Source organism: Micromonospora sp. B006 (assembly GCF_003408515.1).
Taxonomy (GTDB): Bacteria; Actinomycetota; Actinomycetes; order Mycobacteriales; family Micromonosporaceae; genus Micromonospora; species Micromonospora echinospora_A.
The window spans coordinates 6,838,148-6,852,593 of sequence record NZ_CP030865.1 but is presented as its reverse complement, the minus strand read 5'-3'; the positions used below and the strand labels follow the sequence as shown (position 1 = coordinate 6,852,593).

Sequence of the window (14,446 nt, the reverse complement as noted above, 5' to 3'; positions counted from 1 at the left end):
TGGTGCGGTCATCGGGTCGTGCCGGCGAGCACCGGGCCGGCGGTCGGGTCGAGGTACCCCGCCCGGGCCGCCCGGACGGTCACCCGCAGCCCGTGGTCGAAGTCGGTCCGGGCCCGGAAGGAGGTGGTCTGAGCGAACTTCGTGCCGTCGAGGTGCTGGCGGCTGATCGTGGTCACCCCGGGCGTCTGGCCACGGACCACCACCCGGAACCCGTTGGCCATGATCCGCTCGGCGCGCTCCGGGTCGAGGCGGCGTTCGTACTCGGCAGCGGCCTCGACGACCCGGCGCAGCACCTCCGGGGTGCTGAGGTTGACGCAGCCGGCCACGTTGAACACTTCACCCCGGCAGGCGGGGTGACCCGCGGCGAGCAGCAACGCGGTCACCACGTCGTCGACGTAGATGTAGTCCCGCCAATGCCCGATCGATTCGAAGTACAACTCCGGCGGGAGTGGGCCGGCGGGGTCGAAGATCAGGGACAGCGAGCGGGGGACAAGCCGATAGCGGCTGTTCCGGTCGTCCGGGCCGAACACGTTGCACAGGCGGAGGACGACGGTGGGGACGCCGAAGGACTGATGGAACGCCTGCCCCATGACGTCACCCGCGAGCTTCGCGGCGTCGTAGATGCCGATCCCCCGCAGTGCGCTCTGCTCGGTGTACCGGCTCCCCTCCATCTCCCCGTACACCTTGTCGGTGCTGGCGATGACCACCGCGTCGGGCAGTGCGGACGGCGCGCGCCGCAGCGCGTCGAGCAAGTTGACCGTGCCGATCGCGTTCGTCGCGATGGCACCGGTCGGATCCTGCGCGGCCCGTTCGATCACCGAGTACGCCGCCAGGTGGAACACCGCGCGGAAGGGGCCGTCGGCGAGCGCATCGTGCAGGTCCTCCGGACGCCGGACGTCACCGGCCACGATCCTCAGCCGTGCCACCGAGCCGGCAGGCACGCCGGCACGCAATTGGTCGGCGCGCGTCGAGGTGCGGTCGCTGTCCAACACGGTGACCTGGACGCCGAGTGCGAGCAGGTGCCGTACGAGGTGACTGCCGACGAACCCGAGCCCGCCGGTCACCAGGTACCGGCCGCCCTCCGCCCTCGGTTCCGGACACTCGGTTCCGGTCCGTGCCTCGGCCGCGCCGATGATCTGGGGAGAGGCCTCGGGAACTGGTTTCACCACAACCTCCCTCACTTTGGGTGAGCATGGACTGCGGTCAGCCCCGGGTGGCATTACGCCGAAGCGGCTGCCGACCGGCATCGGCGGTCATCGCCTCATAAAGATGACGTTTAATTTCCCTCGTCGTGGTCGAGGTTAGGGAGTCCACATTCGACCGGCAACGTTGTCCCGGTCTCGTAACGGTAACGGCAGCCACCGCGATATCCTTATCGGCGTGGTCACTCAAAGTGACGACAGTGGGCCTGATCGGCGCGCCCTCCGGCTGTGCGAACCGAACGGGCGGTCGGCAGCGGATCGGTGTCGGCGCAGCCGGGCTTGCGGATGCCCGGCCGCGTCGACGACCAACAGGACGTTCGAGCTCACCAGTGACTCTCCTCGACCGCGCCCAGCGCGGCGGCGAACACCAGCTCGGTCGACTTGGCCCAGGAAGTCACCCGTTCTGCGAGACGGCGGTTGCCTCCAGTTCAACGAGCACGTCGGGCTCGAACAGGTGGTCGACCCCGATCAGGGATGCCGGCGGAAGCGGCCACGGCAGGCCGAGTTCCTCGACGACCGACTCGATGCCGGCCATGAACGGCCCGATCTTGTCGGGCGTCCAGTCGGTGACGTAGAAGGTCAGCCGGACCACGTCCTGGAACGAGGCGTCGGCTCCGGCAAGGGCGCGGCCCGTGTTGCGCAGCACCTGGGCGACCTGCCCGGCCAGGTCCCCAGGTGCGACGGGTGAGCCGTCGCCGAGCCGCGCGATCTGACCGCTGACGTGGATGTGGCGCGATCCGGTGGCCACCGCCACGTGGTGGTACGGCGTGTGCGGCTGAAGACCGGCAGGGCTGAAGCGGGTGACAGACATCGTTTCTCCTTCACGAACCAAGCTAGGTTTACCATTGATACCTAGTTGACGAAGGACACTTCAAGGAGACCTGGTTTCATGGGCGATACCGCAGGCGTTCGCGCCGCCGAGCTGCGCATCGACGCGCCGCACCGCGAGCTGCTCGATCAGGTGCTGGACAAGTGGTCGCTGAGCGTCCTCAACGAGCTGTGCGAGCGGCCGTGCCGCTTCAACGAACTGCGCCGCGCGATCCCGGCGGTGACACAGAAATCGCTCACGGCGACACTGCGACGGCTCGAACGCAACGGCATCGTCGAACGCCACGTGGTGGCGACCCGTCCGGTCGCGGTCGAGTACCGGATCACGCGGCTGGGCAAGACCCTGCGTGCCCCGATCGACGTCCTGCTCGACTGGGCCGACGCGCACCTGCCGCAAATCGAACAGGCCCGCCGGACCTTCGACGCCGAGCCGGGCTGACGAGTACGGCCGGCGCGGCGGGAAGCGCGAGGACCGCGCCGGCCGGGCTCAGGAGCCCTGCTCGTCGCGCGCCGGCGTCGTCCGCAGGCGCGTTTCCGACGGTGATTCCGGAATCAGCGGAGGGGCGGGCAACCGGCCGGCCGCCGTCAGCCGTTCGATCACGGCGCGGTGCGGAACCGCGTGACTGGTACGACCGCCCACGCCCGTGGTGGTGACCGCGGTGAACAGGGAGTTCAGCAGCGCCTCCTCCACGGCGTCCAGCACGGCCGCGAACACCGGGTCGATCTCCCCGTCCGGGATCGGCTGCTGGTCGGAAGTGGTGAACGCGATCGCGTAGTCGCCGCTGGTGCTGCTGAAGGACGCGCCGACCCGGGCCATGGCGAAGACCGCCCGGCGGGCGAGCCGCCCGAGCTGTCGCGCGTCCACTGGTAGGTCGGTGGCCACCACGATCATGCACGAGTTGCCGGGCGGCTCGGTCCGGTCGGCGGCGGGGACCAGTTTGTCGGCCGGCATGGGCACGCCGAGCACGGTGAGGACGCCGCCGAAGTTCGACTGGACCAGGGCGCCGACCGTCCCCGTACGGCCGGCGGTCCGCACGGTCCGGGACGAGGTGCCGATGCCGCCCTTGAAGCCCAGGGCGGTGGTGCCGGCGCCGGCGCCGACGCAGCCTTCGGCGGGCGGCCCGTCGGACGCCTGGGCGACGGCGGCCAGGACGTGGTCCTCGGTGATCGGGCGGCGGCGGATGTCCGACAGGTGCCCGTCGTTCGTCTCGCCGACCAGGGGGTTGAACGACACCCCGTCCGGCCGGCGCTCCATCAACCAGCTGAGCAGCGCGTCCGCCGCCCGGAACACCGACAGCGTCGCGGTCAGGACCACGGGGGATTCCAGTACGCCGAGTTCGTCCACCTGGGTCGAGCCGACGAGTTTCCCGTGCCCGTTGCCGGAGAACACGGCCGCCGGCATCGTCCACCGCCCAGGGCCGAGCCGGCCCGGTACGACGGCTGTGACGCCGGTGTGCAGGTCGCCACCGTTGTCGACTGTGGTGTGACCGACCAGGACGCCCGGGACGTCGGTGATGGCGTTGTGGCGTCCGGTGGGCAGCGACCCGACGACGATCCCGAGGTCCCGGGCGCGCCGGCCGGTCCGGCTCAGGGCAGCGCCGCCCGGATCGCCTGCACGAGGCCGGTCGGGGAGTAGTCGTCGGGGACGCCCTCGACCAGGATGATGTCGCCCTCGATGTGCCGCGAGCGCAGCGGCGCGATCTCCTGGTAGGCGGGCGAGTCCCACCACGCGCGCGCCTCGGTGATGCCCGGGAAGCCGAGCATCACGACCGCGCCGGGCCAGGCGCCCTCCTTGACCTCGTGCGGCGTGGCGTGCACGAGGAACCGTCCGCCGTACGGGGCGAGGGTGGCCGGAAGGCGCTCGACGTACTCGGCGATGTCCGGGTGCGGGGCGGCGTCCTGGAGGTGGGCGATTACGTACGCGGGCATGGTGTCCTTCCGGTCGGTCGGGCTCCAAGCGTCGATCTTGGCACAGTCGCCGCCGTTCGCTCCGCCAATTTTCGCGCAGGAGAAGCGGACGCTCAGGGCCCGGTTGCGACGGCGACGACGGCGGAGTGCGGACGGTGGGCGTCGTCGTCCAGGCGTGACAGGCGCTCGACCTCGGTGAACCCGGCCTGCCGCAGCCGCGCGGAGAACTCGTCCACCGGCCAGCGGTACGCGGTCGCGACCTTGTGGTCGAAGGCGCTCACCTCGTCGCCGACGAAGATGCCGGCCACGAGCGGTCCACCCGGCACGATCGCGCGGCGGAACCCGGCCAGCACCGCGTCGAGATCCGGCGGCGGGAGGTGGATCAGCGAGTACCAGGCGAGGACGCCGTCGACGGAGTGGTCGGGGACGGCGAGGTCGGCCAGCGACCCGAGCCGGTACGCGCCGCCCGGATGGGTAGCCCGCGCGTGCGCGACGAACTCGGGAACCATGTCGATCCCGGTGGCGTCGACGCCCAGCGACCTGAGGTGGTCGGTGAGGTGCCCCGGTCCGCACCCCAGGTCGAGCACCGGGCCGGTCCGGCCGGCCAGGTGCCGCCCGATGAGGGCGAGGTCGTCCGGATGCACCTGGGCGGTGCTGCCGAACAGTTCGATGTAGAGCTCCGCGACCGCCCCGTACGCCTGCCGTACCCGTGTGTCGTCCACCGCTCGACCATAGGGGTCCGACGCGTTGGCCGCATTTAGCAGATGAATGAGATGAATGAATGGAAAAGTCGTCGTAAAGCGGCCGCCCGGTGAGGAATCGATAGCTTTCCGTCACTGAAGTTTCTATCCTTGAAGAATCCCGATCGCCAGCAGCGGAAGGGGCGGCATGCCGCGCCGTTCGAGCCTCAGCTATCGAGATGCGTTAAAGCTGCTGGCCCCGGGCAGCACGCGCATCACCGAGACCGACAAGGTCGTCAGCGCGGGGATTCTGGGCGCCGGGGCGCTCACCCAGGGCACGGCGCTCGCTCTGCTCGGCCCGAAGAACGCGCTCATGCAACTCGTCCGGGACGCCACCGGAAACCAGGCCGGCCGTATCCGCACAACTGGCGGGAAATCGTATTACAAGCTGCTGGAGGCCAGCCACACAGTGCTGGCGCTCTCCGCCTTCTTCGACGGTTTCCGGGACGAGGTGGGGCCGGGTTTCGACCGGCTGGAGCTGACCGACGAGGAAAAGGTCGGCATGGTGCCGGCCGAGCGGCGTCAGCACACGCTGCCGCAGGAGATCGACGGCGGGTACTTCCCGTTGCCCTCCTCGGTCCACGGCATGGACGACACCCGCCGGGACGTCGAGGCCGCCTACGTCAAGCTCTACGACGCCACCATCGCGTTCTGCGAGGGCCTCGCCGCCTGGCCGTCGGTGCGGCGCGGGCTCGACCTCACGTCGCTGCGGTCCCGGGTGGTGGGCCGGGCCATGTGGCACTACGAGGACCGCTTCGACCGCCTCGCCGCGGACCTCCCCGAGTTCGGGTTCCGGATGCTCCGGCAGGCGATCGAGCACAACCTGATCGACAATCGGAACCTGACCACCGAGGTCTCGGCCCGGCTGGACGCGCTGGCGCAGCTGTACCGCAATCTCGCCGAGCTGTCCGGCCCGGTCCCGGCCGACCGCCCCGACCTGCTGCGTGAGTCCCTCGACCGGCTCACCGGCTCGCTGGCCGCGGTGTTCCGGCAGCCGCTGCTACGGATCAAGGACGTCGACTTCCACCTGCGCCTGCCCACTGTGGAGGAGGGATTCATCAGCCCGGACTTCCGGGCCGCCGAGTACGGCAAGCACACGTCGCCGGAGCGGGAGCGCTGGTGGGACGACCAGCCGCGCCGGGGCGACCTGGTCGGGTTCCTCTCCGAGTACCTGACCGATCCGGCGAGCCTGCACCGTCCGCTGCTGCTCCTCGGCCAGCCGGGCGCCGGCAAGACGTTGCTGACCCGGGTCATCGCGGCCCGGCTGCCGGCGAGCCGGTTCACCGCGATAGTGGTGCCACTGCGCCGGATGTCCGGGGACACGTCGCCGACGGAACAGATCGAGGCCGCGATCGAGCAGGTGATGGACGAGCGCATCCGCTGGGCGGACCTGCGGCGGGCCACCGAGAACACCACAGTCGTGGTGATCTTCGACGGGTTCGACGAGCTCGTCCAGGTCACCGGCACCGCCCACTCTCAGTACATCGACCGGGTGGCCGAGTTCCAGGAGGCCCAGTGGGACCTGGGCTACTCCGTCATCCCGATCATCACGTCCCGGATCCTGGTGATGGACCGCGCCAGCGTGCCGCAGGGCACCGTGCTGGTGCGGCTGGAGGACCTGACCGACGCCCAGGTGACGGCCTGGCTGGCCGCCGTCAACGCGGCAAACGAGGACCGGCCCGGATACCGCCGGCTCGCCGCCCGCGAGCTGCTGTCGCACGGCGAGCTGGCCCGCCAGCCGCTGCTGCTCACGCTGCTCGCCATCTACTACAACGAGCACTGGGCCGACCGCCGTCCGGGCGCCGCCATCTCCCCGTCCGACCTGTTCACCGGCCTGCTCACCGCGTTCATCAGACGGCAGGTGAGCGAGAAGGCGCCGACCGCCCTCCCGCACCACGAACGGGAGGCCCGCGAACACCAACTGCGGCGCGACCTGGCGATCACCGCGTTCGCCATGTTCAACCGCAACCGGGAACTCGTGAACCGCGCCGCGCTCCGCGCCGACCTCGGCTGTTTCGGGCCCGGGGCCGGCGACGGCTCCCGGTTCGAACTCGGCGACGTGCTCGGCCCGGAGCAACTGGTCACCGCCGCCTTCTTCGTGGTGTACGGCCCGGACGACGTGCAGGGCGAGGACGCCCGGCGCACGTACGAGTTCCTGCACGCCACCATCGGCGACTTCCTGATCGCCGAGTACGTCATCGGGGCGCTGCGGAGCCTGGCCGAGCTGCGGCGGCACACCCGCAGCCCGGCCGGGTTCGGCTATCAGCTGGACACCGGCCAGTTCCGGGCGCTGCTCTCGCACCAACCGCTGGTCAAGCGGGAGGCGGTGGTCGGCTTCGCGCGGGAACTCGCCTCCCGCCACCCGGGGGAGCGGGACTCGATCGTGGAGACGGTCGCCGGCCTGCTGGCCGAGGCCCGGCAGCGGACCAACCTGGCCGGGGTGGACGGCTACCGGCCCGCGCCGTACGACCCGGTGCGGCTGCTCGCCGCGTACACCGCGAACCTGATCGCGCTGGCCGCGCTCGTGTCACCGGACGGGGTGCGGCACAGCGACCTGATGGACGACGAGACCTGGATGTCCACGGTGCGGCTGTGGCGGGCGGGTCTGGACGAGAAGGGCCAGCTCGCGATGATCAGCTGGCTGCGCCGCGACGCCGACGGCCGGATCGTCGCCGAGCGGCGGCGTGAGAGCCGGGGGGAGAAGGTGAACGTGGCGGCCGAGGAGGCCCGGCTGCTCGGCGACGTCACCACCTACAGCCAGTTGCAGGCCGGCGCGCGGACGTGGCGCGGCCAGGCGCCGACCAGCTTCGAGGCGGGCCGGTTCCACGCGGATCTGGTGGAGCTGGCCACCCGCCGCTGGCCGGTGCCGTCACTGCACCAGCTGATCCTGTACGACGAGCGCAGCTACCGGCGGCTGTGGGCGCGCGCCGTCGAGTTCCCGGAGGCGGTGTCCAGCACCAGTGCCACGGTCCTGCTGGAATGCCTCGCCGAGGACGGCGCGCAGTTGCCCCGCGAGGTGGTGTGCGGGCTGACCCGGGTGGCGCTGAGCCGGTTGCCCAGCTCACCGACAGCGCCACCGGAGCTGATCATCTCGTGCCCGTACCTGATCGACGAGTTCCCGGAGCTGGTCGACTCGCTCGGCACGACCGACGACCACGCGGTGCTGCACGCGCTCATCCTGCGGCACGGGCTCGACCGGCTGCCCCGGCGGTACGTGCCCCGGGTGCGGGCGGTGCTCGCCGACATCGAGGGGCGGCTCGCGGAGCTGCCGCTGGAGGACGGCGTGGTGTCGGCCGAGATGGCCGAGCAGTTCGCGGCCGCGCGGGTCGACAACCGCACCGCGCTGTGGCTGCTCATGGCGTTGACCGAGTACGGCGACCTGGCCTGGCGGAAGATCCCGCCCCGGACGATGGCCGAGCTGCTCGCCCACCGGCTGCCGGACGAGTTCCTCGACGAGGCGAGCCTGTGCCGGCTGCTCGTGGACTACCTGCGGGCGCACGACCGGGCGCCGGCCGAGGTCTCGCTGGCGTCCGCCCTCCACACGCTGCGCGTCCTCGCAGCGACCGACCAGCCCGACCGGACCGACCAGCCCGAGCAGACCGACCAGATCCCGGCCGCCGAGGCGGTCTGACCGCGCCACCCGCACCGCCACCACCCGTTCGGAGGCCCCGATTGGCACACTCGCCCCCGCATCGTGAGCACATCGTCCGGACGGGAAGGAGGAACCTGGCGGTCGACATCGCCGGGGCGAAACACGGCTGGCCGGTGTTCCTGATGCACGGCACGCCGGGCAGCCGTAACGGCCCGCGACCACGCTCGATCGTGCTACACCGCCTCGGCGTACGCCTGATCTCCTACGACCGGCCGGGCTACGGCGGCTCCAGCCGCCTGCCCGGCCGCCGGATCGCCGACGCCGCCGCCGACGTCGCGGCCATCGCCGACGACCTCGGCCTGGACGGGTTCTCGGTGGTCGGCCGATCCGGCGGCGGCCCGCACGCCCTGGCCTGCGCCGCGCTGCTGCCGGAGCGGGTACGGCGCACGGCCGTTCTGGTCGGCCTCGCCCCGGCGGGGGCGGCCGGGCTGGACTGGTTCGGCGGCATGACCGACGCCAACGTGCGGGACTACGGCGCCGCCGAGCGCGCCGTGCCGGTGCTCGCCGAGCAGTTGCGGCTGCGGGCCGAGCGCACGATGGACGACCCGGGCTCGCTGCTCGCGCTGCTGGTCGAGCAGATGACCGCGGCCGACCGCCGGGTGGTGGCCGGGGTGCCGATCCGCCGGCAGCTGACCGACGCCTACGCCGAGGCGCTGCGCCAGGGGCCGCACGGCTGGATCGACGACGTCCTCGCGCTGCGCGCCGACTGGGGCGTCACGCTGGCGGACATCCGGATGCCGGTACGGCTGTGGCACGGCGCGGACGACAACTTCGCCCCGGCCAGCCACACCCGCTGGCTGGCCGAGCAGATCCCCGGCGCGCAACTGCACGTGCAGCCGCGTAGCGCGCACTTCGGCGCGGTCGAGGTGCTGCCGGAGATCCTCGCCTGGCTGGCCGGCCCGGTGGAGCGCGCCGCTGTCAGATCGGATGCGGGTCGATGATGCGCCGCTGCAACTGGTTCTCCCGGACGGCCTCGACCGCCGGGTGGTTCTCGCCCAGCCGGTAGGCCAGTTCGCGGGTGACCGCCTCCAGCTCCGCCCGCCGTCCGCTCTCCATCCGCTCCTGCATCACCACCAGATTCGCCCGGGAGCGCAGCGTGTTCGGGTGGTCGCGGCCGAGCATCCGGGTCAGGCCGTCGTCGGCGCGCCGCAACAGCCCCAGCGCCTCCAGGTCCGCCGCCTCCCGGCCCTCCGGCGGGTCCGGCTGCTCGGCGATGCAGATGCCCTGGTTCATCCACCCGGAGAGGGGATACGGGTGATCGCTGCCCAGCACGTCGGCGAGCGCGTCGGCGGACCGGCCGGCGAGTTGCCGGGCCTCGGCGAAGTCCCCGGCGCGGCGGGCGACCATGGCGAGGTTGACCATGCAGACCAGCGTCAGCGGGTGCTCCGGGCCGAGGTTCTGCTGGTAGACGCGGTGCACCTCGGTCAGTTCGCGGCTGGCGCGCTGGAACAGGTCGACGCTGAGCAGGTTGACGGACAGGCTCAGCCGGCAGGTGAGCGTCTCCGGGTTGTCCGGCCCGAACCGCTCGTTCAGCAGCTCGTACGCGGCTTCGAGGAGCTTGCCCGCCTCGACCGCGTGCCCGGCCGAGCGCAGCGACACCGCCAGGTTGGTCTGCGCGCGCAGGGTCATCAGGTGTTCCGCCCCGGCCGTGCGCAGCAGGTCCCGGTGGACGCCGCGGAGCCGGGCGATGGACTGCTCGTAGTCGCCGGCGTCGCGCATGTCGATGCCCACGTACGCGGACGAGGCGAGCGTGTCCGGGTGGTCCTCCCCGAGGATCGCGCGGCGCCCGGCCAGCACCATCTCGTCGTTCTTGCGGGCCTCCCGGAAGTCACCCATCAGGCGCTGGGTGGTGGCCAGGTTGTTCAGCGCGACGAGCGTACGTGGGTGCTCCTCGGTGAAGTTCCGTTTCCACGCGTTGAACGTGATCTCGTCCAGGCGCAGCGCCTCGTTGTACTTGCCCATGCCGCGCAGGTCGCGGGCCAGCCCGCCGGCGGTCATCAGCGTGTGCGGGTGGTCCTCGCCGAGCAGTTCCCGCTGGGCCGCGAGGACCTCCTCGTCCAGCGCCCGGGACTGCTGGAACTGCCCGAGGAAGGCGAGGATGTTTGCGAGGTTGAACTGGAGGTGCAGCAACTGCCGGCGCAGGTCGTCGCGCGCCCGTGCGTCGGTCTCCTCGGCCAGCATCTGCTCCCAGGTCTGCGCGACCTCCTCGCCGAGCCGCCGGCCGGTCTCCAGGTCGCCGCGCAACTGGAGGTAGCGGACCCGGTCGATCATCAGGGCCCGCACCTCCACCCGGTGGCTCAGCGGCGCCTTCGACGCCTCCAGGTGCGGCCAGATGACCCGGAACCGGGGCCAGCCGTCGGGGTCGTCCACCTCGCCCTCGGGCCGGGCGGCGGCGAGCACCAGGTGGACCTGGCGGCGCGCCTCGTCGAGTTCCTCCTCGGTCATCCGGGACCGGACGGCGTGCTGGAGCAGCCGGTGCATGAGCACCAGGCCGCCCCGGCCCCGCTCGCCACCGGACGGGCTCTCGGCCCGCAGGTCGACGCGGACCAGCGCGAGCCGGTTCGCCTGCTGCACCAACTGCTGACGGACCAGCCGTTCCTTGGCCTGCGGGTGGAACGGCACGAGCGCCTCGGCGAACTCGTCGCTGTAGACCAGGTCGGCGGAGATCTCCGGCGCGAACACCGAGCAGAGTTGCAGCACCCGGTAGGCCGCCGGGTTCCGGGTACGCAGGTGGTTCAGGGACAGCTCCCAGGTCGCCTCCACCGAGACGTTGCTGTTCGGCTCCATCACCGCGCCCGGACCGAAGTTGGCGATCTCGGTGAGGTAGCTGTCGACCGAGTGGCCGGTGTCGGCCAGCCAGGCCGCGGCGGCGGTGACAGCGATCGGCAGGTCGCCGAGCAGGGCGGCGATCCGGTCGGCCTGGTCGACGCGCATGGTCGGCACCCGCTCGGTGAGGTGCTGGATGCTCTCCGCGCGCTTGAACACGTCGACCTGGACGGTGGTGGCCCGCTCGACCCACTGGAGGTTCCGGGACGTGATCAGGACGTGGCCCTTGCCGTCCGGCACGTACGGCAGGACGCCCTCGATCTCGTCGGCGTTGTCCATGATCAGCAGCCATCGGAGGTCGGTGCGGCGCAGCGCCTGGAGCACCAGCCGGGCGTTCTCCCGGTTCGACTCCGAGGAGGGCACGCCCAGGTAGGGCGCGAGGTCACCGATGGCCGACTCGATGAACGGCACCTGGTCGGCGTCGATCCACCACACCATGTCGTACGCGGCGCGGTAGCGGTGGGCGTACTCCAGCGCGAGCTGGCTCTTGCCGATGCCGCCCATGCCCTGCAACGCCACCGGCCCGGTGCCGGAGAGCACCACTTTCGGGCTGCTGCGCAGCAGCGTCCGCAGCTCGCGCAGGTCCGCCTCGCGGCCGGTGAAGCGCTTGTTGCGGCCCGGCACCTCGAACACCGTGTTGTCCCGGCCGGGGAACCGGGGACCGGTGGGCAGTTCCAGGTCGGCCGACACCCCCTCCCGGCCGACCAGGCGCAGGATCCGCGCGGCGGCGGTCTGCGCCTCCAGCCCGGCCACCGAGACGGTGTGCGCGGCCGGCACGTTCGCCAGGCGCCGCACGTCCGCCACGTAGACGACGAGCGGCACCTGGTCGGGCGAGCGGTCCGGCGCGGCGAGCACCGCCTCCTCGGTGGCGTTCGCCTCGGAGACGATGATCAGCTCCCGGGCCGTCCGGGGCGTCTCGTCGTCGGTGAACCACGGGTCGGTCACCCGCACGTCGGCCGAGACCAGGAGGTGGCCGATCCACTCCGCCCACACCCGGTCGTACGGGGCGTGCCGGAGCAGGATCTCGTTCTCCACGGAGTTGGAGGTGCGGGTGAACCGGGCGTTGACCCGTTCGCGTACCGCGCTGCTCATCGACGGCAGCGACTCCACCTCGCCCCGGGTGATCTCGCGCGTCAGCGCCTCGTACGCGGACAGCAGCGACCCGTTGACGCCTGGTTGGTCGGCGAACGTGGCGAGGAGTTCCTCGTACGCGTAGAACGCCTGGTAGGGCACCTGCATCCGGGCCCAGTACCGGTCCCGTTCGGCCTCGCTCATGCCGCTGGGCAGACCGCTGAAACGCTGTCGCGCCACGGCCCGCCCGGTGTCCGCCTTGACCTTCTCCGCCGGGTCGATACGCATCGGCACCGGCAGCACCCGGATCCGCCGCGACCCGTACCGGTGCTCGACCAGCCGCGCCACCTTCGCGGCGCCGGTGATGCCCTGCTCGCTGAGGGTGAAACAGGTGACGAGCACGTCCGGCAGCTGGATGGTGCAGATGTCGGCGACGTCGGAGAACCCGGTGCGGCTGTCGATGAGCACGTAGTCGTAGTTGCGCTTCATGTCGGCGCGCAGCGCGTCGAAGAAGTAGCCGCCGCCCTGCCGCTCGTAGAACTCGTCCCAGTTCATCCCGGCGAGCGCGCCCGCGTAGTCGTTGTTCTGCTGCCCGGCGCCGAGGAAGTCGAGCGTCCCGTCACCGGGGAAGTTGGACCAGTTCAGCGAGAACGAGTACTTGTGCACCCGGGCGTACTGCTCGTGCCAGCGGTCGTCGCCCTTGTCCTGCTTGGTGGTGGTCGCCCACTCGTACTCCCGGATCAGGTCGATCACCCCGCCGGTGCTCTCCAGCGCGTCCCGGTCGATGAACGGCGCGAAGAAGCGCGACAGGCCGGGGGACTCCAGATCCCAGTCGACGGCGAGCACCCGCTTGCCGTTCGCGGCGAGGATCCAGGCGACGTTGGCCAACGCCATCGTCCGGCCGGTGCCGCCCTTGTAGGAGTAGAAGGTGACGACCTGTCCCTCACGTCGGGTCATGTGTCCACTCCCTCGTCGGGCGGCGGGTTCTCCCAGAGCCGGGGCTTGTTGATGGGGGGTCCCGGCGGTGGGTAGTTCGGTCCCGCCTCCAGGTATCGGCGTCGCATCCGGCGGACTAGATCGTGGATCTCGGTCCGCCAGGCGTCCCACGTGGTGATCATCAGCGGACGCGTCGTGGCGGAGAGGATGCTCGCCGCCCGGTCGAGCAGTCCCGCCGCGTGCGAGCGGTGGCCGGGGCGGGCGTCCTCGCTGATCAGCACGACGCCCACCCAGCTGTGCAGGCAGTCGACGGCGGCCTGGACGGCCTCCGCGCCGTCCGGCGTCTCGACCACCCGAGGATCGATCATGAGGACGCCCGGACAGGCCCGGAACAGCCCGGCGTCCGGTACGAAGTCGCGCACGTCGATGGGCATCCGCAACCGCTGCACCGCGTCGGCCACGTCGTCGACCACCGGCGGCCGGCCGCGGAACGGGCGCCACCGCCCGGCGTGCGTGTCGGAGCGTCCGTTGAGCCGGCCCGGGTCCCCCGGCTGCTCGGGTGCGATCACCACCGCCCGGAACGGCACCTCGCTGGGCGGGGACGACGGCAGGTCGGTCGGGCCGGTCGGCGGCTCGGCCGGTTGCAGCGGCGTCTGCTCGGCGGTGTCGACGATGTGCTGGGCGAGCCGGCCCAGCACCTCCTTGTAGGCATGCTGGAACTTCTGGAGCCGGCAGAGCGCGCTCATGCCGTTCGCGGCGTACGCCTCCACGTCGGCGGCCATCGCCAGCGCGCGCGTCTGGTCCGGCGCGTGGACGGCGGCCGGCGACGGGATCCACAGGACCGGGAGGATGTTGTCGCCGTCGGGCTGCCGGCCGGCCCGGATGAGCCGTTGCCGGAACCACTCCCGCTCCCGGCGCGAGTCGTTCCGGTTGAGGTAGGCCGGTGAGTACAGCGGGACGAACACCTCGGCCTCGGCCAGCGCGATGCGTTTTCGTTCCGTCCGGGCCTCCGGCGGCCGCACCATGAAGTCGGCGAAGCCCTGCCGGCGTAACCGGTCGCCGGGCCGGCCGTCGATCGCCAGGTTGAGATCGTGGTAGAAGCGGCGGACCCAGTGGTCGCCCGGGGTGCGGTCGTTGTGTGCCGGCGGGGGGACGTAGCTGAGGAAGAAATAGGGCGGGCCCGGCAGCGCGGGCCGCTCAGAGGTCACGACGACCCGACCGTTCCACGGGAAGAGCGCCTGACCCCCAACCGTCAATGATCACGTGCTGCTCCCCAGTCGACA

General features: G+C 71.5%; 10 protein-coding genes. 3 read left to right on the top strand and 7 right to left on the bottom strand.

Annotation, left to right across the window (positions count from 1 at the left end; translation table 11 throughout):
• Window positions 1–8 precede the first annotated feature (8 nt).
• Both MicB006_RS30710 and MicB006_RS30705 read right to left on the bottom strand, forming a co-directional pair.
• Entirely contained in the window at window positions 9–1,166 is a 1,158-nt protein-coding gene (locus MicB006_RS30710; RefSeq protein ID WP_161565980.1) for an NAD(P)-dependent oxidoreductase, read from the bottom strand.
• Between the two features lie 430 nt (window positions 1,167–1,596).
• The gene (locus MicB006_RS30705; RefSeq protein WP_116510795.1) at window positions 1,597–2,013 is read right to left on the bottom strand and encodes a RidA family protein; all 417 of its coding nucleotides are present in this window, start codon (window positions 2,011–2,013) and stop codon (window positions 1,597–1,599) included.
• Window positions 2,014–2,091: 78 nt separating this feature from the next.
• Between MicB006_RS30705 and MicB006_RS30700 the strand changes: the two genes are divergently transcribed.
• The gene (locus tag MicB006_RS30700) at window positions 2,092–2,469 is read left to right on the top strand and encodes a helix-turn-helix domain-containing protein (RefSeq protein WP_116510793.1); all 378 of its coding nucleotides are present in this window, start codon (window positions 2,092–2,094) and stop codon (window positions 2,467–2,469) included.
• A 48-nt stretch (window positions 2,470–2,517) separates the two neighbouring features.
• Here MicB006_RS30700 and MicB006_RS30695 read toward each other — a convergent pair whose 3' ends face one another.
• From MicB006_RS30695 to MicB006_RS30685, 3 genes are all read right to left on the bottom strand, one after another.
• A complete protein-coding gene (locus MicB006_RS30695) occupies window positions 2,518–3,570 on the bottom strand; it encodes a P1 family peptidase (RefSeq protein ID WP_116511996.1) in 1,053 nt (350 codons plus the stop codon).
• A gap of 47 nt (window positions 3,571–3,617) precedes the next feature.
• Window positions 3,618–3,959, bottom strand: coding sequence for a DUF1330 domain-containing protein (locus MicB006_RS30690; protein WP_073831724.1), 342 nt, complete (start codon window positions 3,957–3,959; stop codon window positions 3,618–3,620).
• 92 nt (window positions 3,960–4,051) lie between these two features.
• Entirely contained in the window at window positions 4,052–4,660 is a 609-nt protein-coding gene (locus MicB006_RS30685; RefSeq protein ID WP_116510791.1) for a class I SAM-dependent methyltransferase, read from the bottom strand.
• A 166-nt stretch (window positions 4,661–4,826) separates the two neighbouring features.
• On the opposite strand from MicB006_RS30685, the gene MicB006_RS30680 reads away from it, so the two are divergent.
• Together MicB006_RS30680 and MicB006_RS30675 are read left to right on the top strand one after the other, a co-directional pair.
• Entirely contained in the window at window positions 4,827–8,309 is a 3,483-nt protein-coding gene (locus tag MicB006_RS30680; RefSeq protein WP_116510790.1) for an NACHT domain-containing NTPase, read from the top strand.
• Window positions 8,310–8,350: 41 nt separating this feature from the next.
• Entirely contained in the window at window positions 8,351–9,271 is a 921-nt protein-coding gene (locus MicB006_RS30675) for an alpha/beta fold hydrolase (protein ID WP_116510789.1), read from the top strand.
• On the opposite strand, the gene fxsT is transcribed toward MicB006_RS30675, so the two are convergent.
• Window positions 9,249–13,184, bottom strand: a complete 3,936-nt coding sequence (fxsT, locus tag MicB006_RS30670) for an FxSxx-COOH system tetratricopeptide repeat protein (RefSeq protein ID WP_116510788.1) — start codon at window positions 13,182–13,184, stop codon at window positions 9,249–9,251. The two genes, MicB006_RS30675 and fxsT, sit on opposite strands and share 23 nt — an antisense overlap.
• Window positions 13,181–14,371: a TIR-like protein FxsC gene (locus MicB006_RS30665; protein ID WP_116510787.1), complete on the bottom strand. Its 1,191-nt coding sequence runs from the start codon at window positions 14,369–14,371 to the stop codon at window positions 13,181–13,183. The genes fxsT and MicB006_RS30665 overlap by 4 nt, the downstream gene beginning before the upstream one ends.
• Window positions 14,372–14,446 lie beyond the last annotated feature (75 nt).

Excerpts from the sequence above, each read along its gene's own strand:
- MicB006_RS30705 (WP_116510795.1), bottom strand. The coding sequence starts at position 2,013 with ATGTCTGTCACCCGCTTCAGCCCTGCCGGTCTTCAGCCGCACACGCCG.
- MicB006_RS30700 (WP_116510793.1), top strand. The coding sequence starts at position 2,092 with ATGGGCGATACCGCAGGCGTTCGCGCCGCCGAGCTGCGCATCGACGCG.
- MicB006_RS30690 (WP_073831724.1), bottom strand. The coding sequence starts at position 3,959 with ATGCCCGCGTACGTAATCGCCCACCTCCAGGACGCCGCCCCGCACCCG.
- MicB006_RS30680 (WP_116510790.1), top strand. The coding sequence starts at position 4,827 with ATGCCGCGCCGTTCGAGCCTCAGCTATCGAGATGCGTTAAAGCTGCTG.
- fxsT (WP_116510788.1), bottom strand. The coding sequence starts at position 13,184 with ATGACCCGACGTGAGGGACAGGTCGTCACCTTCTACTCCTACAAGGGC.